We start from the raw sequence: 23,033 nt of genomic DNA, 5'->3' as shown, positions 1-23,033 counted from the left end.
CCCTCAGACCTTGAAAGGCATGAGCTGCCGCATGCGGCTATCGCGAAAATAAAGCCCCGCCCAGGCGGCAACGCCCACCACCAGACAAACGATCTGAGGAGGGCTCAAAATCTCTCCGACGCGAAAGTGGGTGCAGATCGCACCACCGAGAAAGGCTGTCGTCAGAACGGCGCCGATCACCGACGTGGCCGGGATAGCGTAGAGGACGCCGCAAATCAGCGCGATGATCCCGATGGCGGGCACAAGGTTGGGAGGAAAGCCCGTGGCATCCCTCTCCGCCTTCAGCGTCTGTGCCGCAAACAGCCCTGTGTAAGCATCGACAAGCAAAAAAAGAACAACGAGCGCCGAAATGACGCGTCCCGCACAAACCATCATGATCGTCCCCTCAGGAGATAATGTGCCCCGAGATGAAATTTTACAGATTATGGTGAGCGCGACAATCACCAATACTGGGCTTGGATAACAAACAAGCCCCGGTATCAAGGCTAAAAGGCGCGACCATTTGGAATGTCGTTGGATTGGTCAGGGTCGATGGTTCAGATCGACGAACACTATCGCTCGTCGATCTGAACCATGAAGGCTAAAATGGCCTCAGCCTCTCTTCTCATCGAAACGGTGAGGTCATTTGGATTTTCAGAGCTTTCTGATCACGCCGTAGACAATGTTGTGGTTCTGCCCATGGAAGACCTCGCTCTCGGCAAGGGACGGAGCGATGCTGGCATTGATGATCTTCCACATATCCGCCTTGCTGCGCAGAAGCAGCGTCCAGTTCATGAAGGATTCCATGTAGCCATCGACGGCAATGTCTTCAGCGAAATTGGCGAAGAGGAAGGTGCCGCCGGGTTTCAGCATATCGAGGCATCTCTGCGTCAGCTTGATTGCCACCTTATCCGTCAGATAATCATAAAGACCTGCGGCATAGACGAAGTCGAATTGTCCAAGATCGTGGGAGCGGGCAAGAAGATCTTTGACCGAACCGTCGACAGCTTCGACGCACGTGCCGGCAAAGTCGCGCGCAATAGAGCCGATGCTTAAGGGGTCCTGATCGAGAGCAACCCAGCGCTTGATCCCCTTCGAGGCAAGCGCTTGCGAGCGGTTTGCCTCGCGCAAATGACCGGCTGCGATCGTGAGGATCTCGGTCTCCGACCCTTTCTCCTGCGCAATGTCATCGACGTAACGCGTCAGAATATCGCGCCGTTCGCGAACCGCGACGGAGGATGACGCCTCGCGGGTATAGTCATAGAGGGCGGTACCCAAAGGAGAGGCCGCTGCAAGTGGGTCGGCGACACTGTCGTGGCCGTAGATGAAGTCCAGAAGCTGCGCATCGCCGGAATAACCACGCGGCTTTTCGAAGGACCATCGGGTGAAGGGATCTTCGAGGAAATAATCGGCAACAGGATGATGCTGGATGAGCGGCAGAAGCTCAGTCCACACGCTATAGTCGTATTTTCTACGCATTTGATGCAGCCTGCCCGCAACCGCGTGTATTATGGTTGCAGGCGCGCCACCGGCAAGAAACTGTTGGTGTGCCAGGTTGAGAATAAGTGCCACTTCTGCTTCCGCAACAGCAAGATCGCGTTGCGAGTTGCTTTCATTTTGCGTCAGCAGTTCCTTTGAAACTGAATCCGGCGTGACCAAGCTTTGCCCGTCCAGCGCGATACGATTGTTTCGAGCCACTAAGAAATCCCCTTATAAGCCATTGTTAATACTAGATTAATCGACGGCATGCCAGCGCAGCACCGACGATTGGAAAACCAGGGAAGAGGAATTCTTTTCTAGGACTTAACTATTAAGGTATGACTAATGACTAAAATTACACGAGTAGGATTCAAACAAACTTAATCGGCATGCGAGTATGAATATTGCGCAAGCTTCCCCGTTTCCGCAAAGGGAGAGGACGGACGGTTGGGGGTGGAGCAGACCGAGCATTGGAATTTATCAGGTGAGCATGATCGCTCGCTGAAAATTCGTACAACTTTAGGAACGTGCATGAAGCACAGTTTGGCACATAGTGTGGAGCTCGATCTGCAGGCGGATGCATCTCGCACCGGCGCCGAGACGCTCGTGCGGCAGCACTTCTTCGAAGAGGCCGACGTCAAACGCCGAGTGGCAATCCGTAAGGGTCTCTGGGTTGCCGTTCTGATCTATCTGCTGTTTTCCGTCACGGATGTGCTTCTCGTTCCGGATGTCTCCGTTCACACGACTTTTGCTCGCTTCGTCGTTGGCATTGCTGCCCTGCTGATCCTGGAAACACAGGTGAGAGTGGAAACGAGAACCGACCTCATGGATGTGACCTGCGCTGCGGCGCTGGTCTGCGGTTATCTCGGCTGGCTGTTGCCAGCGTTGATGACGGCCTACACCATCAACATGTCCTACTACATGGTCTTCGGCGCGATCTTCATGATGGGCGCGAACCTGTTTTTCACCTTCAACTTTGCACTCTCGCTGTTTGCATCCGGCGTCATCCTCGTGATCTTTTTCGTAGCGCTGAGCTTCCTGCACAAAGACATCTATTATCAGATCGCGTTCGGCACCTTCTATCTCGCCTGCTTCAGCTTCACCTCCTATGTGAACTGGCGCCTCAATCGGGAGCGCACCCGCGTCTTCCTAAGCACTGTCGAGGCAAAGGTTCGCCAGCGCGAGGCCGACGATCGCGGCGAGGCCTTGTTGAGGCTTTCCAATACCGACCCAATGACCGGCGTTGCCAACAGGCGCGCGGTCGACGCCCATTTGCGCCGCCTGTGGAGCGACTGGATCACGTCGAAGCGGAGTTTCGCGGTCTTTCTCATCGACGTCGATTTCTTCAAGAAATACAACGATTATTACGGCCATCAGGAGGGCGACCGTTGTCTCGTCCAGGTTGCCCACACACTCCAGGCAGCAATGAGCGACTACGATGCCGTGGTAGGACGCTATGGTGGAGAAGAGTTCATCACGCTCATGCGCTACAAAACGCATCAGGAGATCGAACAGGTTGCCGAGCTTCTCCGCCGCACGGTCGAAAATCTTTGTCTCGCTCATGAACGCCGACGCGATGGCACCTCCGTCATTACCGTCAGCGTTGGGGCATCCTATGCACGCCCGATCCCGATGCCGAAACTGGAGCGCGTAATCCACGAGGCCGACAGGGCGCTCTATCTTGCCAAGGAAAGCGGGCGCAACCGGATCAAGCTCTTCGACCCCGACGATCCACTGACCAGCGACGATACGGAAAATGTCGCCGCCCTGTTGGATATTGCCATTCAGCAGGATCTCGTTTCATTGGTCTATCAGCCGATCCGCAGCCTCGTGACCGATCGTGTCCAGGCAGCCGAAGCCCTGATGCGCCTCAGACTGCTGGACGGCACGCAGGTTCCCCCTAGCATCTTTATCCCGATAGCGGAGCGGATCGGCAAGATTACCGATCTCGGGCTTTGGGCGATCCGAACCGCCTGCCAGCAGATGCTGCAAAGCGGCAAGGTGCAGGTCGTCAGCGTCAACGTCTCCCCCATCCAGCTCAAGCGCCCGGGTTTTGCCACCTCAGTCGCCGCCATTTTGGGAGAACTCGGAATTTCAGGCGGGCAACTGGCTCTCGAAATCACCGAAGGTCTCGAGATGGACATGGATTCTGATGTCCTGCGCTGCATCAGCGATCTTAGGATGCTCGGAATCAAGATGTGGCTGGACGATTTCGGCACTGGCTTTGCCGGTCTCTCCTGGCTGAGACTGATCGATTTCGACACCGTCAAGGTCGACAAGTCCTTCCTCCACGATGGCGCGACGCCTCGGGGCCGGATGATGTTGAAGGACATCATCGGCCTCATCCGCAACCGCGGACCAAAAATCCTGGTCGAGGGTGTGGAGACCGTCGAGCAGTTGGACCTGATGCACCAGTTCCGGATCGACCACGTACAGGGCTACTTCGTCGGCCGCCCGGTACCTGCCGATGCCTTCGAGGTGTCGGGAGCGAATGGCGTGAAGGGTGCCCGTTAGCACCTCTTCCGAATGGGCTTGCCGAGGGCTATCCGCAACCGCCGCACCAGTGCTAATCTTACGTCTACAGCGGCGGCAAGCGCCGTTTTACAGACGTTCCCTTGATGACGGCGGTACTTGTGACAGCGTGTTCCGAAAGGGCTTCGAGAACATCATCCATCTGCTCAATAGAATGCACCACAAGACGAGCTAGGAAAGGGTCGTCGCCAGTGATTTTGTCGCACTCGACAAACTCAGGCGTCTCCTGAATCAGTCGCTCGACAAGATGAAGCTTGCCGGGCAATGGCCGAATTCTCACCATAGCCCGCACCTGATAGCCGATCGCCCTCGGGTCCAGATCAAGATTGAACCCCCGAATGATGCCGGATGTTTCCAAGCGCCGAACCCGCTCCGCGACGCTTGGCGCAGACATTCCAACGATGCCGGCAAGTTTACTCATCGAAAGGCGAGCGTCGGAATCGAGTGCCGAGACGATTTGCACGTCAATCGCATCGAGCGAGGATTTTTCAGTTTGAAGGTTAGGAACCGCTTTTGCCTTCGACATGGCGGTGACAATACGCCGCCAGGCTCAGAAACTCCATATAAATCCGTCAAGCCGCATAGGATGATTTCTCAACTAGGAGAAAGCTATGCTGCTTGGGATCGTAATAGGCCTCGTCACTTGCGCCTTATGGGGCCTCACCTTCATCGCCCCTCGGGCGGTTGAGCCTTTTACGACGTGGGATTTGACAATTGCGCGTTATGGAATTTTCGGGCTCGCTTGCCTGTTGCTAATGATCGATCGACGTTTCCGGCCTGAAGGCATCGCGCCCTTTCGCCTTCTGATAGGACTTCTGCTGGGTAGCGCGGGATATGTCGGCTACTTCATCAGCGCAGCCTTTGCCGTGAAGTTTGCTGGCGCGGCGGTTCCACCGGTTATCATCGGCACCATGCCGGTCATCCTAGCCATCATCGCCAATTTTCAGGACGCTTCCGCTCCGTGGAGAATTGTCGCATTGCCCCTTGCGCTGATCGTACTCGGTGTGGCGCTTGTGAATGTCGCAGCGCTCAACGCCGCCAGCTTGGATGATGTGACATCAATCCTGCTCGGAGTGACTGCCAGCTCTGCAGCGTTGGCCATCTGGATCGTCTATGGTCTGGTGAACGCGGCCGTCATGCGGTCTCCAGACGCGCCAGACGGCCTAAAGTGGACGGGGTTGCAAGGCGTTGGCGCGGCCATGGGAAGCATACTGCTGTTGCCACTGGCCTCTTTCGATTTAGCTCATACGGCAACTTCGGCGGAAGCCTTCAGGTTTTTCTCATGGGCGCTCGTCATGGGATTGGCTGGATCGTGGCTCGCTACTTGGTGCTGGGTCGTTGCATCTCAACGATTGCCGCTGGCTCTCGCGGCCCAACTTATCGTAGCGGAAACGATCTTTGGTCTCGCCTATGGCTTCATTTTCGAAGGTCGGTTTCCCACACCCACCGAAGCGATCGGAGCAGCGATGCAGATCATCGGCGTCTGCTCCGCGATCACCATTTTCAGCAAGCAGTACGCGCCGCCACGAGAGCATACTGCTTCGCGGCGAGCGCTTTAAAATCGGGCTAGCGACCCACTCTCAGTCGCCAGCGCCGGGTACCTCGTGAGCATCCCGCTCACCAATGATGATGGCGCGCTTGCCGACATGGTTGGCGGGACCGACAATGCCCTCCTGCTCCATCCGCTCCACCAGCGATGCCGCGCGGTTGTAACCGATCGACAGTCGACGCTGGATGTAGGAGGTCGAGCACTTCTTGTCGCGCAGGACCACCTTCACGGCCTTCTCGTAAAGGTCGGCCGTATCGTCTTCGGCCATGGCGGTCTTGTCGAAGACGGCGCTGTCCTCATCCTCGCCGTCCTCGGCCTCATCGGCATCTTCCGTCACCGTGCCCAGATATTCCGGACGGCCTTGCGTCTTCAGATGTGCGACGACCTTTTCGACTTCCTCGTCGGAGACGAAGGGTCCGTGAACACGGGCGATGCGTCCGCCGCCCATCATGTGTAGCATATCGCCCTGGCCGAGAAGATGTTCGGCGCCCTGTTCGCCCAGGATCGTGCGGCTATCGATCTTCGAGGTGACCTGGAAGGAGATGCGCGTCGGGAAATTCGCCTTGATCGTGCCGGTGATGACGTCGACCGAGGGACGCTGCGTTGCCATGATCAGGTGGATACCGGCGGCACGCGCCATTTGTGCCAGGCGCTGGATCGCGCCTTCGATTTCCTTGCCAGCCACCATCATCAGGTCGGCCATCTCGTCGACGATGACGACGATGTACGGCATGGCCGTAAGGTCCATTTCCTCCTGCTCGTAGACTGCCTCGCCCGTTGCGCGGTCGAAACCGGTCTGGACGTTGCACATCACCGTCTCGCCCTTGGCGCGAGCAGCGGCAGCGCGCGCATTGTAGCCGTCGATATTGCGAACGCCGAGGCGCGACATCTTGCGATAGCGATCCTCCATCTCGCGCACCGCCCATTTCAGCGCCATGACGGCCTTCTTCGGATCGGTAACGACGGGAGTTAGGAGATGCGGAATACCGTCATAGACGGAAAGCTCGAGCATCTTGGGATCGACCATGATCAGGCGGCATTCTTCCGGCTTCAACCGGTAGAGCAGCGACAGGATCATGGTGTTGATGGCAACGGACTTACCTGAGCCCGTCGTACCAGCCACCAGAAGGTGGGGCATCTTGGCGAGTTCAGCCACCACCGGCTCGCCACCGATGGTCTTGCCAAGGCAGAGCGCCAGGTTCATCCGCGTATCGGCGTAGTCGTGGGATTCGATCAGTTCGCGGAAGTAGACAGTCTCGCGCACCGGGTTTGGCAATTCGATGCCGATGACGTTGCGGCCAGGAATAACCGCCACGCGGGCCGATAGCGCCGACATGGAGCGGGCAATGTCATCCGACAGGCCGATGACGCGCGACGACTTGACGCCCGGGGCTGGCTCGAATTCATAAAGTGTCACGACGGGGCCAGGGCGCACATCGATGATCTCGCCCTTGATGCCGAAATCCTCAAGCACGCTTTCCAAAAGCCCTGCGCTCTGCTCCAACGCTTCCGGCGTCATTGTCGTCGTCTGCTGTACCTGCGGTGGCTGCAGAAGGTCGATTGGCGGATACTCATATTCGCCTTCCCCGAAGACAGGTGCATCGAGGAACATTGGCTGATTGTTGCGAGCAACCGTGCGGATTTCGCGGCGCGGCGACGGCGCCTCAATCGCAACCGGCTCAACAACATCGACTACAGGGACGGCCTCATCGACCGGCGTCGCCTCAACGATCTCTGCCGGCTCGGATTGGGCCGGCTGATAGCCACGAACACCGACTTCGCGATAAAGCGAGACGGCCGATCCGTTCAACTCGGCCGCTGCCGGCGTGGCAGGCAGGCTTGGCCGGGGCTGCTGGCGAATGACGACAGGCTCGACCGCGCGTGCCTGGCGCAAGAGCGGAACACGGATGGGGGCCGGCTGCTGCTCAACTGCGGTGAGTTTTGTCGCGGCGAGACGCTGCGCCTTCAGCCTTGCCAGTTCAGACAGGCGCATGGGCTGACGGTCCGGTGCAATCGTGCCCTCGACGTCGAGGTTCATGACTTCCCAGAACATGTCGTCGGAAAGGTGGGCAGCGAAGGATGGCACGTCGAGCGTGGGCTTGTGCTGGTGCTCTGCCGGGAAGCAGGCGACATCGATCTGTTCGGCGGCACCGGTCTCGCGCCTCGCTTCGATCGCGACTGGCTGGACCGGGGCTTCCACCGATGTACCGGCTTCGGCCTGCTGCATTAGTTCCTGCTGCTGGCGCAATGCCAGTTCGCGACGCAGACGATAGCTGAGAGCCCTGGCACCCGTGGCACCTGGCGGCTGCGGCAGCACTGCAGGCTTTGCGATGCGGCGCTCCACCGGTGCCGACTGTTTCTCAGTCGAAGTCGCAGACGCCTGGGCGGCATCTTCAACCACGGGAGACTCCCCCTCGCCCTGTTCTGCTGATTGCTCTGCGACGATGTCTTCACCGGCAGCGTTCTTCCTGGAGAAGATGCTCTGCGGCGTGCGGGAAAAGCGGACATTCGGGCCGAGCGTGAACGCGTTCTGCCAGCCGGGCATATCCGGGCGGCCTTCAATCGCATTGGCAGCGATCTGATCGGCGTTACGACCCACGGCGGCGCGCTCAGCCTTCGTCAAGCTTTGCGCCGGCGCGGCCGGGATTTGGGGATGCTGAACCATGTTGTCTGCCGATTCAGCCTCTCCCCCCTCTATCGCATTGCCTGGATTATTAAAATTGGATCGGGGAAAACGCATGACAGCCTGTACACTCATCATAAACGGACAATTGGCACAGCAACTGAGATAAAAAATAAAGGTTAACCGCCTATTGCTAAAGCGGCCGAACTCGCGAATTTCAACAGAGTTAAAGCTGGCTGTGGCGACCGTGCCACGCAATTCCAGCACTTTCCCGCTTACCGCTTTATCTTAAAGCTGAAACGGTTTTTTCTGCCATCCTCAGTAAGGGCGCCCTCCGGCCTCCCTCTCCCCAATTCATTGCGCTTCATAACAACAAACTAAACATTGGTGACTTTACAACTGACATGTTAATGTCTTATCACATCTCCATCAGTTTTGGAGGAGCATGGACGTGACTGGTAAATTCGGCCTCTCGGCAGCGTTGACGACACCCTTTATGCAAGATGGAACGATTGCCATCGATGCAATGATCAAGCAGGCCGAGCGTGCCTTGTCGTCGGGTTGTGACAGCATCACCCTTTTCGGCACCACCGGCGAAGGAAGCTCGATCGGCACCCGCGAGCGGGCCGATATCCTCGCCTCATGCCTGAGTGCCGGTATCTCTCCGAAAAATATCGTCGTCGGCGTTCTGGTCGATTCGGTGCAGGATGCTGCCGACCAGGCCTTTGCCGCCCTCGACGCCGGCGTGCGCAACATCCTCCTTGCACCTCCTTCCTACTTCAAGAATGTCAGCGATGACGGTCTGTTCGACTGGTTCGCTTCGGTGTTCTCGCAGATCGGATCAACCGCGCGCGACATCCTCGTCTACAATATTCCGTCGGTGACAATGGTGACGCTGTCGGTCGAGCTTGTCGGCCGCCTGAAGCAGGCTTTTCCCGGTATCGTCGTTGGCGTCAAAGACTCCTCCGGCAACTGGCCGCATACGGAACGGCTTCTGAAGGAAAATGGCGATCTGATCATCCTCATCGGCGACGAGCGTCATTTGGCCCAGGGCGTTCGTATGGGCGGTCAGGGTGCGATCTCCGGCTGCGCCAACTTCTTACCCGCTGAAATCCGCGCCATGGCAGTCGAGGGCAAGGATGACGAGCGTGTCCAGGACCTCGTCGTCGAACTGCTGAAGTTCCCGGTGACGCCTGCGGTGAAGGTGCTTGTGTCCTACGTGACCGGCGAGACGATCTGGCACACTGTGCGTCCGCCGCTGGTTTCCATTTCTGCAGAAGATCGTAAAAAGATCGAAGCCGCATTCGGGTCGCTCTTCAGTAAACAGGCGGCTTGAAAGGGATCATAAATGGACGATGTGGCCGAACAGACGACGTTGAGAGAGAAGGCGTATGAAAGCTTTACGCACCATCTCCTCGCGCGTGACGTCCGGCCCGGTCAGTTCATTTCCCAGCGTCGGCTCGTCGAGATGACAGGGCTGCCTCTCGGCGCAATCCGTGAGGCAATCCCGCGGCTTGAGGCTGAGGGGCTGATCAAGACCGTGCCACAGCGTGGCCTCCAGGTCGCCCATATCGATATCAACCTCATCCGCGAAGCCTTTCAGTTTCGCATCCTGCTGGAAAAGGAAGCGGTGGCGAATTTCACCCGCACCGCCTCCGACGACGCGATTGCGGCGCTGCTGAAAGACCATCGGGAGATTGCCGAACTTGCCAATAGCGGCAACGGCTCGACCGAACTCGATGCACGCGCCCAGGCCGTGGACTGGGGCATGCATGACGCCTTTATCGACGCGCTCGGCAACTCGATCATCTCGAACGCCTATCGCGTCAATTCGATCAAGATGCGCCTGATCAACCAGGAGCGCTTCCGCATCGCCGGCCATGTCAAATCGGTCATGGCTGAGCACCTTGCCATCATCGAGGCCATTCAACGACGCGATGTCGACGAAGCGGTCGAGAGGCTGGTTGCCCATATTCGTAGCGCGAGGGACAGAGCACTCGCGGTTTGAGAGATCACCATAAAGCCGGGATGAGGAGATCCCGGCGTCAAGAGGAGGAACTTCATGACACATTCATTTATCAGCCCAACGCGCCGCGCCTTCCTGGCCGGCACGGCGGCCCTTGGCGGCGCCGCCATGTTCGGTGTGCGCTCCGCGTCAGCCGCAGTGGACTGGAAGAAGCATGCCGGCACAACGCTCGAGGTCAATCTGGTCAAGAGCCCGCGCAGCGAAACGCTTCTGAAATACATCAAGGAATTCGAAGAGCTGACCGGCATCAAGGTCAATGCCGAGGCAACGCCGGAACAGCAGCAGCGCCAGAAAGTCGTCATCGAACTGTCCTCCGGCAAGCCGAGCTTCGACGTCGTGCACCTGAGCTACCACGTTCAGAAGCGCCAGTTCGAGAAGGGCAAGTGGCTCGCCGATATCAGTGGCTTCATGAAGGACCCATCGCTCACCGATCCGTCGCTGGTCGAAAGCGATTTTGCCACAGCCGGCATGCAGTTTGCCAAGGATAGCGACGGCGTCCTGCGCTCGCTGCCGTTCTCGGTGGATTACTGGATTCTCTACTGGAACAAGGATCTCTTCGAAGCCAAGGGCCTCAAATATCCTCAGACCTTCGAGGAACTGGTCGCCGCTGCAGAAGCGATCACCGATCCGTCCACCAACACTTATGGTTTCGTTGCCCGCGGCCTGAAAAACGCCAACACCCCGGTCTGGACCACCCTGATGCTCGGTTACGGCGGCGAGCCGATTACCGATGGCAAGATCAACACCGAGTCCAAGGAAGCGGTGGAAGCGGCCAAGCTCTACCAGCGTCTGATGACCAAGGCCGCGCCTCCCGGCGTTTCCGGCTTCAACTGGGCCGAAGCGCAGTCTGCCTTCCTTCAGGGCAAGATCGGCATGTGGCTGGATGGCGTTGGCTTCGCACCGCCGATCGAAAACCCGGAAAAGTCCCGCGTCGTCGGCAAGACCGGCTATGGCGTGATGCCGAAGGGTCCGGCAGCGCAAGCGGCTGGTACGTTCGGTGATGGCCTTGGCGTCGTCGAAGCCAGCACCAAGAAGGAAGCGGCCTATCTCTTCTGCCAGTGGGCAATCTCTCACGACATGGGTGCGCGTCTTCTGCAGGCCGGTGCCGGCGTTCCGTTCCGCCAGTCCATCCTTGAGGACGCGAAGGTGCGTGAAGGCGTGAAGATGCCAGCCGAATGGCTGGATGCGGTGGTCGGTTCCGGCAAGGTGTCAAAGCTTGCGCTGCCGGTCATCATTCCGGTGACCGAGTTCCGCGACATTTACGGCGTCGGTCTCACCAACATGATCGGTGGCGCAGATCCCGCCGCAGAACTCAAGAAGGCGACCGAACAGTTCGCACCTGTTCTGGCACGCAGCGAGGGATAATGGTGTCTGTCAGCATCGAACATAATGCAGCGGTGACGAAGGTCGCGCAGGGGAGCAAGCCGCCGCGGCTTGCTCCAAATTACTGGCCTTTCGTCATTCCCGCTCTCGTCGTCATTGGCGCGGTGATCGTCTTCCCTTGGGTCTTTACCCTGTGGATGAGCGCGCAACGCTGGACGCTTGGGCAAGAGCAGAGTTTCATCGGTTTCGACAATTACATCCGCTTGGCAAGTGATGCGCGGTTCTGGGAATCGCTCTGGCACACGCTGGTCTATACGGTCCTATCGGTTGTTGCGCCGCTCTTTCTCGGCACCTTGGCTGCCCTTGTGTTCGACGCGCAGTTCCCGCTGCGCGGTTTCCTGCGCGGCGTTTTCGTCATGCCGATGATGGCGACCCCGGTCGCCATCGCGCTGGTCTGGACGATGATGTTCCACCCGCAGCTCGGCGTGCTGAACTATCTTCTGTCCTTTATCGGCATCGGCCCGCTGGAATGGATCTACAACCAGTCCACCGTCATCCCCTCGCTGGTTCTGGTGGAAACGTGGCAATGGACGCCGCTGGTCATGCTCATCGTTCTCGGTGGTCTGGCAGCCGTGCCGCGCGAGCCTTACGAAAGTGCTGAAATCGACGGCGCCAATGCCTGGCAAAAGTTCCGCTACCTGACGATGCCGATGATCGCACCGTTCCTGATGATTGCCGTCATCATCCGCTCCATCGATGCGGTGAAGAGCTTCGACATCATCTATGCGATGACGCAAGGCGGCCCTGGCACGGCATCGGAAACGATCAACATTTACCTCTACAATACGGCCTTTGCCTATTACGACATCGGCTATGCCTCGGCCATGGCCGTCGTCTTCTTCATCGTCATCATCGCGCTCTCCTTCGTTCTTCTGATGGTTCGTGCGCGCACCCAATGGAACGAGATGGAGGATCGCTGATGTCCCGCAGAAACCTAGACCGCATCGGCCTGTTCTTCATTGCGCTGGTGATGATCTCCCCCGTCATCCTGTTTTTCCTCTGGATGATTTCGCTGTCGCTGAAATTCGAAATCGATAACGGCGCCTATCCGCCGATCCTGATCCCTGAGCGCTTCGCCTGGTCGAACTATGTGAAGGTGTTCGAGGAAAACAACTTCTTCCTCTATTTCTGGAACTCCGTGCTGGTCACGGGTGCCGCCACCATTCTCGCGCTGGTGATCGGCGTTCCGGCAGGCTACGGCATTGCGCGGCTGAAGGCGGAAAAAGCAGCGATCGTCATCATGATCGCGCGCATGACGCCTGGCCTTTCCTTCCTCATTCCGCTGTTCCTTCTGTTCCAATGGCTGAACCTGCTTGGCACGCTCTGGCCGCAGATCATCATCCATCTGGTGGTGACGGTTCCGATCGTCGTCTGGATCATGATCGGCTATTTCGAGACGACGCCGAAGGAACTGGAAGAGGCGGCGAGCATCGACGGTGCCTCGTCCTGGCAGGTGTTTCGGCTCGTGGCGCTGCCCATCGCCAAGCCCGGCATCGTGGTATCCTTCATCCTCGCCGTCATCTTCTCTTGGAACAACTTCGTCTTCGGCATTGTGCTGGCCAGTCGCGAAACGCGAACGCTGCCGGTCGCGGTCTACAACATGCTGTCCTTCGAGCAGGTCAGCTGGGGTCCGCTCGCAGCAGCAGCGCTGATCGTGACGTTGCCCGTGCTGTTGCTCACCATGTTTGCTCAAAAGCAGATCGTTGCGGGCCTCACCGCAGGCGCCGTCAAGGGCGGCTGATCCGACCGATCGCTGCAATGGCTTTTATTACAGGATAATCATCATGGCACCCGTCAATATCCAGAATGTCCAGAAGCGCTTCGGCGCGGTCAATGTCATCCACGGTATCGATATCGATATTCGTGACGGAGAATTCGTCGTCCTGGTCGGCCCGTCTGGCTGCGGAAAATCCACCCTGCTTCGCATGATCGCCGGTCTCGAGGAGCTGAGCGACGGCGAAATCCATATCGGCGCACGCGAGGTGAGCCACCTGCCGGCACGTGACCGCGATATCGCCATGGTTTTCCAGAACTACGCGCTTTATCCGCATATGACAGTCGCCGAGAATATGGGCTTTGCCCTGAAGCTCAAGAAGGTCGATGCCGCCGTGACAAAGGCGAAGGTAGACAAGGCCGCTGGCATTCTTGGACTGGAGAAGCTGCTGGATCGCTACCCGCGCCAGCTCTCCGGCGGTCAGCGCCAGCGCGTTGCCATGGGCCGCGCTTTGGTACGCGATCCGCAGGTCTTCCTCTTCGACGAGCCGCTCTCCAACCTGGATGCCAAGCTGCGCGTGCAGATGCGGGGCGAGATCAAGTCCATGCATCAGCGCATCGGCACGACCACGATCTATGTGACGCACGACCAGGTGGAAGCCATGACCATGGCCGACAAGATCGTCGTACTTCACGATGGCATCATCGAGCAGATCGGTGCGCCACTTGAACTTTACGACCGCCCGGCCAATCTCTTCGTCGCCGGCTTCATCGGTTCGCCTGCCATGAACTTCATTCGCGGCCGTGTCGAAGAAGGCGTTTTCCGCACCGCCAAGGGCCTGACGCTGCCTCTGCCGCCAACAGCCAATCCCGCGACGCTTGGCGGGCGCGACCTCGTCTACGGCATCCGCCCCGAGCACATTCGCGCTGCCGAAACCGGCATCGAGGGACGGGTGGAGCTGGTGGAAGGCACCGGCTCGGAAATCTATGCGAAACTGAATTGCAATGGCGAGGAAATTGCCTGCCTCTTCCGCGAGCGGCTGGATATCCGTTTTGGCGATACGGTTCGTGTTGCCATCGATCCCGCTTCGGTGCACCTGTTCGACAAGGAAACCGGCAAGCGAATCTGAGCATCGATGCAAAGCGAGAATAAAGAAGAGGGCCACGGCCGCCACGTACTCTGCGTCGGGGCGGCCGTGCTGGACACGCTGTTTCGCGTACATGACATGCCGACGGGCCAAGGTAAGGTTCTACCTTACGAAATGCTGCAAATCGCCGAGGGCATGGCATCGAGCGCCGCCTACACCGTCCATCGCATGGGTGGACGGGCAAGCCTATGGGGCGCCGTTGGCGATGACGAGACGGGCGCGCGCATTCTGCGCGACCTGTCGGAGAGCGGCATCGATACGTCCGGCATGACGGTCGCCAAGGGTGCGCGCTCTGCGCTCTCCACCATCCTGATCGATGACCGGGGCGAGCGACTGATCGTCCCCTTCTACGATCACAGGCTGCACGAGAATAAACGCTCCTGCACGAAAGCCGATCTAGCGGCCTTCGATGCCGTTTTGGTGGACGTGCGCTGGCCCGAACTCGCGCTCGATGTGCTGACCGTTGCGCGACAACTCGGCAAGCCCGCGATCCTGGACGGGGATGTTGCGCCGGTGGAAACGTTGGAGCGGCTTGCACCCGCTGCAAGCCACATCATCTTTTCCGAGCCCGCAGCGGAACGGCTGACCGGTCTATCCGATGTTTCGGCCATGATGCCGGTTTTACATGGGCGCTACCCGGAGACATTCATTGCTGTCACCGCCGGGCCTTCAGGATGCTATTGGACGGAAGCCGGCGACCCGACCATCCATTTTCAATCGACCATGGCCATCGAAGCGGTGGACACGCTCGCGGCTGGCGACGTGTTTCATGGGACCTTTGCCTTGGCTGTAGTGGAAGGGATCGAGAGCCGTGCCGCCATCCAGCTGTCGTCCGTGGCGGCAGCGTTGAAGTGTCAGGTTTTCGGTGGGCGAACAGGCACGCCGACGCGGGCCGAAGCGGAAGCGGCGATGACCGCCTGGTTGGCTGAGGCCGCCCCTCAAAGCTGAGGAGCGGCCCGCTTCTTTCATATCAACCCGCCAAGACCGCCAGCAGCAGCAGCGCCACGATATTGGTGATCTTGATAGCCGGATTGACCGCAGGACCGGCGGTGTCCTTGTAGGGGTCACCCACCGTATCGCCGGTGACGGATGCCTTGTGGGCGTCCGAGCCTTTGATATGGCGCACGCCATCCTTGTCGACAAAGCCGTCTTCGAAGCTCTTCTTGGCATTATCCCAGGCACCACCGCCCGAGGTCATGGAAATTGCAACGAAGAGGCCGTTGATGATGACGCCGAGCAGCGAGGCGCCGAGGGCTGCGAAGGCAGACGCCTTTGAGCCGGAAATCAGCAGCACGCCGAAATAGACGACGATCGGTGCCAGCACCGGCAGAAGTGACGGGATGACCATTTCGCGGATGGCTGCCTTGGTCAGCAGGTCCACGGCCTTCCCATAATCTGGCTTTTCGGTGCCCTGCATGATGCCCGGCTTCTCGCGGAACTGACGGCGAACCTCCTCCACGATGGAGCCGGCCGCCTTGCCGACGGCGGTCATGGCAATACCGCCGAAGAGATAGGGGATCAGACCGCCGAAGATTAGACCCGCCACCACGTAAGGGTTGGAGAGGCTGAAGGAAATCTCGCCGACATCCTGGAAGTAGGGATAGGTTGCGCCGTTCGCAGCGAAGTAGGCAAGGTCGTTGGAATAAGCCGCAAACAGAACGAGGGCGCCGAGACCGGCCGAGCCGATGGCATAGCCCTTGGTCACGGCTTTGGTGGTGTTACCGACTGCGTCGAGCGCGTCGGTGGCCTTGCGCACATCCGGGTCGAGACCCGCCATTTCGGCAATGCCGCCGGCATTGTCCGTCACCGGGCCAAAGGCATCGAGCGCAACGATCATGCCGGCAAGACCAAGCATGGCGGTAACCGCAATGCCCGTACCGAACAGGCCCGCCAACTGGTATGTGGAGATGATGCCCCCAACGATGACGATGGCGGGGAGTGCTGTCGATTCAAGCGAGACCGCAAGTCCCTGGATGACGTTGGTGCCGTGGCCGGTGACCGACGCCTGAGCGATGGAGTTGACCGGCCGCTTGTTGGTGCCGGTGTAGTATTCGGTGATGACGACAATCAGTGCCGTTACCAGGAGACCGAGAAGGCCGCAGAAGAACAGGTTGGTGCCGGTGATGTCCATCCCGGCAACGGTTCCAATAGAACCCCAGCCGATGGTCAGCGAGGTTGCGACCGCAAGTCCAGCAATCGAGAAGATACCGGTGGCAATCAGGCCCTTATAGAGCGCACCCATGATCGAATTGTTGGTGCCGAGCTTGACGAAGAAGGTTCCGGCAATCGACGTCAGGATGCAGACGCCGCAGATGGCGAGCGGATAGAGCATGGCGTTTTCCAGCACCGGCGCTCCGGCAAAGAAGATCGCCGCCAGAACCATCGTCGCCACGACCGAGACCGCGTAGGTTTCGAAGAGGTCGGCGGCCATGCCTGCGCAGTCGCCGACATTATCGCCGACATTGTCGGCAATGGTGGCCGGGTTGCGCGGATCGTCCTCCGGGATACCAGCCTCGACCTTGCCGACGAGGTCGCCGCCGACATCCGCACCCTTGGTGAAAATACCGCCGCCAAGACGGGCGAAGATCGAGATCAGTGATGCGCCGAAGCCGAGCGAGACCAGCGCATCGATCACGTCGCGCGAGCCGGTTGGGTGGCCGAGCACCGAGGTCAGGATGAAATAATAGATGGAGACGCCGAGCAGTGCCAGGCCAGCAACGAGCATACCGGTGATGGCGCCGGACTTGAAGGCGATATCGAGACCGGCTGCGAGGCTATGGGATGCGGCTTGCGCCGTGCGAAGATTGGCCCGTACCGAAACATGCATGCCGATGAAGCCGGCAGCACCGGAAAGAACGGCGCCAATGACGAAACCGACTGCGGCTTCCGGAGAGAGAAGAATCCACGCAGCGATCGTGACGATGATACCGACGATTGCGATGGTCAGATATTGACGTGCGAGATAGGCCTGAGCCCCCTCGCGAATATAGCCTGCTATTTCACGCATGCGCTCATTGCCTTGATCGGCATCCAGAACGCTCTTCGTTGCCCAAATCGCATAAGCGATCGATAGGACACCGCATAAAATTACCAATGCAATGACGGTCATTCGCACTTACCTCCCATTGTGCCGGTTCGTCACATTTCCCCGGCGGGCGAAACCACATGCGGGGCGTGAGGCGCAAAACGCCTTACACCAGGATGAGCCATTTCATCCCCTCCCCGGGAAGAATGGCTTGCGGTGGCAAGATTGCGTTGCGATGACGCGTCGCGTCAAGCCCGAAGATCACGGGCTGGTGCGTATGGTTCTGATTCAGACCACTTTTTGCGTCCGGCTGAAAATCAATGTCAGCACAAGGATGAGGCAAAAACCGGCGACTGGCCAGATGACGAGGTTCATCACCGACCAGCCCCAGGCGGTGAAGACCTGCCCTGACGAGAAGGACGAAACCGCAACCGTGCCGAAGAGGATAATGTCGTGAAAGCCCTGCACCTTGTCCGCTTCATGCGGCCGGTAGCTGGAGGATACGATCGAGGTTGCGCCGATGAATCCGAAGTTCCACCCTGCCCCGAGCAGGATCAGTGCCAGCCAGAAGTTCCAGAGTTCGACGCCCACATGGGCGACGATGGCGCAAGCCATGAGTATGACGAGACCCGCGGCCACCACCTTCTCCGCGCCGAAGCGGGTAATCAGGACACCGGTAAAAAAGCTTGGCCCGAACATGGCAAGCACGTGCCACTGTATTCCAAGCGTTGCCAGTTCGCTCGGAAAGCCGCAGCCGATGACCATGGCAAGCGGCGCGCCTGTCATCATGAAGGTCATCAGAGCATAGGAGCCGATGCCGCAGATCATGCCGGTGACGAAACGGCGGGTGGCGACGATCTCGAAGAGCGGCCGTGCCGGAGCACTGGACACTGTCTGCTTCACCTCCGGCAGCTTCAGAAAACACAAGATCCCAGCCGCCAGAAGTCCAAGCGGCACGAGCGCAATGAATGTGCCTGCGAAGGTAACCGGTGAAAGAACATCCTTACCGAAAATCGCAAGCTGGGGGCCGACAATAGCAGAGACAACCCCGCCGGCCAGAATCCAGGAAATGGCCTTCGGCTTATAGAAGGAGGGTGAGGCATCGGCCGCTGCGAAACGGATTTTCTGAGTGAAGCCGCCAGCAAGACCGATCAGCATCAAGCCGAGCGCGAAGAGCCAGAAATCCATCCGAAAGAGTGCGACGGCAGCCAGCGCGCCGCCGGTCGAACACAGAAGCGCTCCCAGAATGAAGCCTGCTTTGCGCCCGAGAAAACGAGCGGCAAGCGCAACTGCCACCGCGCCAAGGGCAACACCGATGTTGAAGCCGGTAAGCGGCGCTGTCGCCAGGGATTTGTCGGCTCCGAGGAGTTGATAACCCGCAAGCGCACCCACTGAAAAGCTCAACGGTCCGGCGGAACCGAGAATGGCCTGTGCAAGGGTGAGGAGGAAAACGTTGCGCCTGGCCTCAGACAATTGGCCTTCCAGGCCCGCAACCGATACCGCGCTCATATCGTCCCCACCTTCCCAATCGGAGTATGTCCCGCAAAGACTATAACGGGACTTGCTGTCCTGCCTTGCGGGAAATCAAAAAGTGAGGGCGTGAAACTTACCGCTTGGTCTCGCCGCGAACCTGCTTTGCGATACGATCAAGCACCGCATTGACGAGCTTTGGCTCGTCATTTTCGAAGAACGCGCGGGCGATCTCGACATATTCGGTGACGATCACCGCAACAGGAACGTCCTTACGCTCGAGGATTTCGAAGGCGCCGGCACGCAGGATGGCGCGAACGGTGGTGTCGAGACGCGACAGCGGCCAGTCTTCCTGAAGTGCGGAACGCACCAGCGGGTCGATCTTCGTCTGGTCGCGCACGACGCCTGAAACGATCGAGCGGAACCAGGACGGGTCGGCCTTCAGATAGGTCTCGCCATCCACTTCCTTGCCAAGGCGGTGCGCCTCATATTCGGCAACCACTTCCATGACGCCGGTACCGCCGACATCCATCTGGTAGAGCGCCTGTACCGCCGCAAGGCGGGCAGCGCCACGCTGGTTGACGGGCTTGATGGAAGGCTGACGCGGCTCTGCGCCGTTTTCGACACTCGTCATCCGATCAACCACCCAGCTTCTTTTTCAACTCGATCATCGTCAGCGCGGCACGTGCGGCAAAACCGCCCTTGTCCTTGTCGGAACGACGAACGCGCGCCCAGGCCTGCTCGTCGTTTTCGACGGTCAGGATGCCATTGCCGATGGCGAGCGACTCGCTGACGGTAAGGTCCATGATAGCGCGGGAGGATTCATTGGCGACGATATCGAAGTGATAGGTTTCACCGCGGATGACCATGCCGAGCGCGACGAACCCGTCATATTCCGTGCCGCCATTGTCTGCGCCATCAAGCGCCATGGCAATCGCGGAGGGAATCTCCAGCGCGCCTGGAACAGTGATGATGTCATAGGTGGCGCCAGCCTCTTCGAGCGCGAACTTTGCGCCATCGAGCAGGGCATCGGCCATATCGTCATAAAAGCGTGCTTCCACGATGAGAAGATGGGGCTGGGACATGGGGGTTTCCTGAAAATTTGCGCCGGATCATACCGGCTTTTGGGGCGGTCAAACCATGGCTGGCCCCGCTTGGCAAGCATTTTTAATGCAATGCTGCCGCGTGCGCGATGCCGCGAGCCGGTTTTCGTGGCTACGATCAGCTTCTCTGCCACGCCAGATGGAGACCGAGCCCCATCAAAATCGCACCGGCTCCACGCCGGGCAACCGTTTGCGCCAAAGCCGACCGCTTCAACCGTCCAGCGGCAAGCCCCGCCACCAGCACGACGACGAAATCCGCCGAGGTGAAGATGATGTTGACGGCAACGCCGAGGATCAGGAACTGCAGCCAGATCGGAAACACCGCGGCCGGATCGACGAATTGCGGCAGGAATGCCAGGAAGAACAACGCCGTCTTCGGGTTCAACACCTCAACGACAATGCTGTCGATGAAGGCCCGCTTTGCAGACTTCTGAGAAATCGTGACGCTGCCCGTTGCTTCGTCGTTGAGCCGGGCTCTGAGCATGGAGAAGCCAAGCCAGATGAGATAGCAAGCACCGCCGAACTTCACCGCGAGATAAAGCCATGGGACTGCCTGAAACAGGACCGAAAGGCCAGCGGCCGCCGCAATGATATGGACATAACAGCCAAGGTGAATGCCGAGCACGGCCATCAAGCCGGCAGCGCGGCCCCGCGCCATGGTCTGGGCTATCGTGTAAAGCATCGCAGGTCCCGGTACATAGGCAAACAGAGCCGTCGTAACCAGGAATGCCGCAAGTAGTTCATAAGACGCCATTGTGAGCTCCGCAGAGTTTGGCGCTCACTCAGCGCCTTCATCATTTTGACGGAGCATCCTACTTCGACGGAAATTCCGCAAGCCGTGCTGCGTAACGGGCCATGGTATCGACTTCGAAATTGACGAAATCGCCAGGCTTGCGATCACCCCAGGTGGTGACGGAAAGCGTGTGGCGGATCAGCAGCACATCGAAATCCGGACCGTCGACCGCATTCACTGTCAGTGACGTACCGTCCAGCGCCACCGAGCCTTTGGGCGCAACGAACTTCGCCAGATGCTCCGGAGCGCGCAAACGAATACGGACCGCCTCCCCTTCCGGCTCGACGGCAAGAATTTCGGCCTTGCCATCAACGTGACCTGAAACGATATGGCCGCCGAGCTCGTCGCCGATTTTCAGGGCGCGCTCGAGATTAACGCGCGTTCCCTTCTCCCAAGCGGATATGGTGGTGAGGCGGAGCGCTTCTTCCCAGGCTTCGACCTCATACCAGCGCTCGTTGCTGCCCTCTTCAGGCAGTTTCGTTACCGTCAGGCAGACCCCGCCATGGGAAATAGACGCGCCCATATCGATGGTCTTCGGATCGTAATTGGTGGCGACGCGCAGACGTACGCCTTCGGCCAGCGGGTGAAGCTCGGAAACGGTTCCAACATCGGTGACGATACCCGTAAACATCAAAGCGGCCTTTCATAATCGAAACAGCGGTCGGGACCGTAGACGGTCTCACCGACGAGGGAATAGGTGTCAGGGATATCGGCGCGCTTGATCGGCGTTTCAATACCGCCAGCACCGATGACGGTCGGGCTTTCGAACAGCAGGATGCGATCCACCAAGCCCGCCTCGAGGAAGGCCTTGGCGGCAACCGCACCACCTTCGACGAGAAGCTCCGAAAGCCCGCGTGCACCGAGTATGAGGAGCAGATCCTCAATGTTCTTCGCACTCAGGACTTCGGCGCCTGCCGATGCCAGCACAGCGCGCCTCTCCGCAAGATCGCGTGCCTCTGCAGAACTCGGCATCTCCACGACGACAAGCGGAACATCGCGCGCGGTCTTCACCAGCTTGGAATGGGTCGGCAATTCCAGTCGTCTGTCCAGCACGAAGCGAATGGGCGAATACTGTTCCATTCCCGATATGCGGACGTTGAGCTCTGGATCGTCGGCGACAGCCGTACCGATGCCCACGAGAATGCCGTCGCAGCGGGCACGCAATTCATGCACGGCACGGCGCGCTTCCGATCCCGTGATCGCAATCTGGCCAGCGCCCTTTCGGCCAATCATGCCATCGGCAGAGACCGCGAGTTTCAGGATCACGTGGGGGCGCTTCTTGATCTTGCGCGTGAGATAGGCTGAAAGCGCTCGCTCGCCTTCCCTTCGTAGCACACCTGTCTGGACCTCGATCCCCGCATCGCGCAAGACCTGGTAGCCACGGCCGGAGACGCGTTCGTCCGGATCGTCCACGGCGACGACGACGCGGGCGACGCCATGATGCGCCAGTGCGTTGGCGCAGGGCGGCGTCTTTCCCCAATGGGCGCAGGGCTCGAGCGTGACGTAGGCGGTTGCGCCACGCGCCGCTTCACCGGCAAGGTCCAGCGCATTGCGCTCGGCATGCGGCCTGCCGCCAATGGATGTTACGGCTTCGGCGACGATCACGCCATCCTTGACGAGAACGCATCCAACGGAAGGATTTGTGTCGGTAAAGCCAGTATTCTGCCGCGAAACCTCGATGGCCCGCGCCATGAATCTCTCGTCCTCGGCTTGGGAAGCCACGGTCTCAGGTTCCGGAGTCTGTATCGCGGGCGATCTTGGCGTTGATTTCCGCAATGACGTTTTCGAAGTCTTCCGCATGGGAAAAATCGCGATAGACCGAGGCGTAGCGGACGAATGCCACGTCATCGAGACTCTTCAGCGCTTCCAGCACCTGCAGGCCGATTTCTTCCGATGCAATTTCCGTTTCGCCCGAGCTTTCCAGCCGGCGCACGATGCCAGACACTGCGCGCTCAATACGATCGCGATCGACAGGGCGCTTGCGTAGCGCGATCTCGAAGGATCGCACCAGCTTCTCTCGATCGAATGCCAGCTTGCGGCCACTTTTCTTGATCACCATGAGTTCGCGCAGTTGCACGCGCTCATAGGTGGTGAAGCGGCCGCCGCAATCCGGGCAGATGCGCCGCCGGCGGATGGAGGTATTATCCTCCGCCGGACGTGAGTCCTTGACCTGAGTGTCTTCAGAACCGCAGAAAGGGCAGCGCATCCTA

The 23,033-nt window shown here is 59.1% G+C and carries 21 protein-coding genes; 9 read left to right on the top strand and 12 right to left on the bottom strand.

Annotated elements, in window-relative coordinates:
• Positions 1-3: 3 nt before the first annotated feature.
• Positions 4-375, bottom strand: coding sequence for a DoxX family protein (locus ACTJK5_RS22615; RefSeq protein ID WP_440598724.1), 372 nt, complete (start codon positions 373-375; stop codon positions 4-6).
• 258 nt (positions 376-633) lie between these two features.
• Positions 634-1,677 (bottom strand): class I SAM-dependent methyltransferase, encoded by a 1,044-nt coding sequence (locus tag ACTJK5_RS22610; RefSeq protein ID WP_440598725.1) that lies wholly within the window; start codon positions 1,675-1,677, stop codon positions 634-636.
• A 312-nt stretch (positions 1,678-1,989) separates the two neighbouring features.
• On the opposite strand from ACTJK5_RS22610, the gene ACTJK5_RS22605 reads away from it, so the two are divergent.
• Entirely contained in the window at positions 1,990-3,972 is a 1,983-nt protein-coding gene (locus ACTJK5_RS22605) for a putative bifunctional diguanylate cyclase/phosphodiesterase (RefSeq protein ID WP_440598726.1), read from the top strand.
• Positions 3,973-4,036: 64 nt separating this feature from the next.
• Here ACTJK5_RS22605 and ACTJK5_RS22600 read toward each other — a convergent pair whose 3' ends face one another.
• Positions 4,037-4,516, bottom strand: coding sequence for an Lrp/AsnC family transcriptional regulator (locus tag ACTJK5_RS22600; protein ID WP_111849888.1), 480 nt, complete (start codon positions 4,514-4,516; stop codon positions 4,037-4,039).
• Between the two features lie 85 nt (positions 4,517-4,601).
• On the opposite strand from ACTJK5_RS22600, the gene ACTJK5_RS22595 reads away from it, so the two are divergent.
• Complete coding sequence (locus ACTJK5_RS22595; protein WP_440598727.1) at positions 4,602-5,549, top strand: DMT family transporter; 948 nt, start codon at positions 4,602-4,604, stop codon at positions 5,547-5,549.
• Between the two features lie 21 nt (positions 5,550-5,570).
• Here the strand turns inward: ACTJK5_RS22595 and ACTJK5_RS22590 are convergent, their stop codons facing one another.
• Complete coding sequence (locus ACTJK5_RS22590; RefSeq protein ID WP_440598728.1) at positions 5,571-8,300, bottom strand: DNA translocase FtsK; 2,730 nt, start codon at positions 8,298-8,300, stop codon at positions 5,571-5,573.
• Between the two features lie 313 nt (positions 8,301-8,613).
• Between ACTJK5_RS22590 and ACTJK5_RS22585 the strand changes: the two genes are divergently transcribed.
• Genes ACTJK5_RS22585 through ACTJK5_RS22555 form a run of 7 tightly spaced genes read left to right on the top strand, consistent with a single transcriptional unit; the run spans position 8,614 to position 15,380 of the window.
• Positions 8,614-9,498, top strand: coding sequence for a dihydrodipicolinate synthase family protein (locus ACTJK5_RS22585; protein WP_440598729.1), 885 nt, complete (start codon positions 8,614-8,616; stop codon positions 9,496-9,498).
• A 12-nt stretch (positions 9,499-9,510) separates the two neighbouring features.
• Complete coding sequence (locus tag ACTJK5_RS22580) at positions 9,511-10,170, top strand: GntR family transcriptional regulator (protein ID WP_062423510.1); 660 nt, start codon at positions 9,511-9,513, stop codon at positions 10,168-10,170.
• Between the two features lie 54 nt (positions 10,171-10,224).
• Entirely contained in the window at positions 10,225-11,553 is a 1,329-nt protein-coding gene (locus ACTJK5_RS22575) for an ABC transporter substrate-binding protein (protein ID WP_440598730.1), read from the top strand.
• Positions 11,553-12,491, top strand: coding sequence for a carbohydrate ABC transporter permease (locus tag ACTJK5_RS22570; RefSeq protein ID WP_113179230.1), 939 nt, complete (start codon positions 11,553-11,555; stop codon positions 12,489-12,491). Before ACTJK5_RS22575 ends, ACTJK5_RS22570 begins: the two co-directional genes overlap by 1 nt.
• Complete coding sequence (locus ACTJK5_RS22565; protein WP_062423513.1) at positions 12,491-13,312, top strand: carbohydrate ABC transporter permease; 822 nt, start codon at positions 12,491-12,493, stop codon at positions 13,310-13,312. Before ACTJK5_RS22570 ends, ACTJK5_RS22565 begins: the two co-directional genes overlap by 1 nt.
• 43 nt (positions 13,313-13,355) lie before the next feature.
• Complete coding sequence (locus ACTJK5_RS22560; RefSeq protein ID WP_335323326.1) at positions 13,356-14,414, top strand: ABC transporter ATP-binding protein; 1,059 nt, start codon at positions 13,356-13,358, stop codon at positions 14,412-14,414.
• Between the two features lie 6 nt (positions 14,415-14,420).
• A complete protein-coding gene (locus tag ACTJK5_RS22555; RefSeq protein WP_440598731.1) occupies positions 14,421-15,380 on the top strand; it encodes a sugar kinase in 960 nt (319 codons plus the stop codon).
• A gap of 22 nt (positions 15,381-15,402) precedes the next feature.
• Here the strand turns inward: ACTJK5_RS22555 and ACTJK5_RS22550 are convergent, their stop codons facing one another.
• The 8 genes from ACTJK5_RS22550 to nrdR all read right to left on the bottom strand — a co-directional run bounded on the left by ACTJK5_RS22550 (position 15,403) and on the right by nrdR (position 23,029).
• The gene (locus ACTJK5_RS22550) at positions 15,403-17,541 is read right to left on the bottom strand and encodes a sodium-translocating pyrophosphatase (protein ID WP_440613274.1); all 2,139 of its coding nucleotides are present in this window, start codon (positions 17,539-17,541) and stop codon (positions 15,403-15,405) included.
• Positions 17,542-17,745: 204 nt separating this feature from the next.
• Entirely contained in the window at positions 17,746-18,966 is a 1,221-nt protein-coding gene (locus ACTJK5_RS22545; protein WP_440598733.1) for an MFS transporter, read from the bottom strand.
• Between the two features lie 97 nt (positions 18,967-19,063).
• Positions 19,064-19,561 carry a transcription antitermination factor NusB gene (gene nusB, locus ACTJK5_RS22540; RefSeq protein WP_062423518.1) on the bottom strand — a complete coding sequence of 166 codons (498 nt, stop codon included), beginning with the start codon at positions 19,559-19,561 and terminating at the stop codon, positions 19,064-19,066.
• A gap of 4 nt (positions 19,562-19,565) precedes the next feature.
• A complete protein-coding gene (ribH, locus tag ACTJK5_RS22535; protein WP_062443485.1) occupies positions 19,566-20,012 on the bottom strand; it encodes a 6,7-dimethyl-8-ribityllumazine synthase in 447 nt (148 codons plus the stop codon).
• Positions 20,013-20,148: 136 nt separating this feature from the next.
• On the bottom strand, positions 20,149-20,784 hold the full coding sequence (locus ACTJK5_RS22530) for a LysE family translocator (RefSeq protein WP_440598734.1): 636 nt from the start codon (positions 20,782-20,784) through the stop codon (positions 20,149-20,151).
• Between the two features lie 58 nt (positions 20,785-20,842).
• Entirely contained in the window at positions 20,843-21,454 is a 612-nt protein-coding gene (locus ACTJK5_RS22525; protein WP_062443486.1) for a riboflavin synthase, read from the bottom strand.
• Positions 21,454-22,545: a bifunctional diaminohydroxyphosphoribosylaminopyrimidine deaminase/5-amino-6-(5-phosphoribosylamino)uracil reductase RibD gene (gene ribD, locus ACTJK5_RS22520; protein WP_440598735.1), complete on the bottom strand. Its 1,092-nt coding sequence runs from the start codon at positions 22,543-22,545 to the stop codon at positions 21,454-21,456. The genes ACTJK5_RS22525 and ribD overlap by 1 nt, the downstream gene beginning before the upstream one ends.
• Positions 22,546-22,549: 4 nt before the next feature.
• Positions 22,550-23,029, bottom strand: a complete 480-nt coding sequence (nrdR, locus tag ACTJK5_RS22515) for a transcriptional regulator NrdR (RefSeq protein WP_062423522.1) — start codon at positions 23,027-23,029, stop codon at positions 22,550-22,552.
• Between the last annotated feature and the right edge of the window lie 4 nt (positions 23,030-23,033).

It is taken from the genome of Agrobacterium sp. 22094 (genome assembly GCF_052046015.1).
GTDB lineage: Bacteria > Pseudomonadota > Alphaproteobacteria > Rhizobiales > Rhizobiaceae > Agrobacterium > Agrobacterium cavarae.
Note: the sequence above shows the minus strand (reverse complement) of the source record. Positions and strands in the feature narration are given on the sequence as shown.

What these genes read in the sequence shown, in the direction of transcription:
- ACTJK5_RS22570 (WP_113179230.1), top strand. Translation starts at nt 11,553, where the DNA reads ATGGTGTCTGTCAGCATCGAACATAATGCAGCGGTGACGAAGGTCGCG.
- nrdR (WP_062423522.1), bottom strand. Translation starts at nt 23,029, where the DNA reads ATGCGCTGCCCTTTCTGCGGTTCTGAAGACACTCAGGTCAAGGACTCA.
- nusB (WP_062423518.1), bottom strand. Translation starts at nt 19,561, where the DNA reads ATGACGAGTGTCGAAAACGGCGCAGAGCCGCGTCAGCCTTCCATCAAG.
- ACTJK5_RS22565 (WP_062423513.1), top strand. Translation starts at nt 12,491, where the DNA reads ATGTCCCGCAGAAACCTAGACCGCATCGGCCTGTTCTTCATTGCGCTG.
- ACTJK5_RS22530 (WP_440598734.1), bottom strand. Translation starts at nt 20,784, where the DNA reads ATGGCGTCTTATGAACTACTTGCGGCATTCCTGGTTACGACGGCTCTG.
- ACTJK5_RS22545 (WP_440598733.1), bottom strand. Translation starts at nt 18,966, where the DNA reads ATGAGCGCGGTATCGGTTGCGGGCCTGGAAGGCCAATTGTCTGAGGCC.
- ACTJK5_RS22590 (WP_440598728.1), bottom strand. Translation starts at nt 8,300, where the DNA reads ATGATGAGTGTACAGGCTGTCATGCGTTTTCCCCGATCCAATTTTAAT.
- ACTJK5_RS22580 (WP_062423510.1), top strand. Translation starts at nt 9,511, where the DNA reads ATGGACGATGTGGCCGAACAGACGACGTTGAGAGAGAAGGCGTATGAA.
- ribH (WP_062443485.1), bottom strand. Translation starts at nt 20,012, where the DNA reads ATGTCCCAGCCCCATCTTCTCATCGTGGAAGCACGCTTTTATGACGAT.
- ACTJK5_RS22600 (WP_111849888.1), bottom strand. Translation starts at nt 4,516, where the DNA reads ATGTCGAAGGCAAAAGCGGTTCCTAACCTTCAAACTGAAAAATCCTCG.
- ACTJK5_RS22525 (WP_062443486.1), bottom strand. Translation starts at nt 21,454, where the DNA reads ATGTTTACGGGTATCGTCACCGATGTTGGAACCGTTTCCGAGCTTCAC.
- ACTJK5_RS22555 (WP_440598731.1), top strand. Translation starts at nt 14,421, where the DNA reads ATGCAAAGCGAGAATAAAGAAGAGGGCCACGGCCGCCACGTACTCTGC.
- ACTJK5_RS22560 (WP_335323326.1), top strand. Translation starts at nt 13,356, where the DNA reads ATGGCACCCGTCAATATCCAGAATGTCCAGAAGCGCTTCGGCGCGGTC.
- ACTJK5_RS22595 (WP_440598727.1), top strand. Translation starts at nt 4,602, where the DNA reads ATGCTGCTTGGGATCGTAATAGGCCTCGTCACTTGCGCCTTATGGGGC.
- ACTJK5_RS22615 (WP_440598724.1), bottom strand. Translation starts at nt 375, where the DNA reads ATGATGGTTTGTGCGGGACGCGTCATTTCGGCGCTCGTTGTTCTTTTT.
- ACTJK5_RS22605 (WP_440598726.1), top strand. Translation starts at nt 1,990, where the DNA reads ATGAAGCACAGTTTGGCACATAGTGTGGAGCTCGATCTGCAGGCGGAT.
- ACTJK5_RS22575 (WP_440598730.1), top strand. Translation starts at nt 10,225, where the DNA reads ATGACACATTCATTTATCAGCCCAACGCGCCGCGCCTTCCTGGCCGGC.
- ACTJK5_RS22550 (WP_440613274.1), bottom strand. Translation starts at nt 17,541, where the DNA reads ATGACCGTCATTGCATTGGTAATTTTATGCGGTGTCCTATCGATCGCT.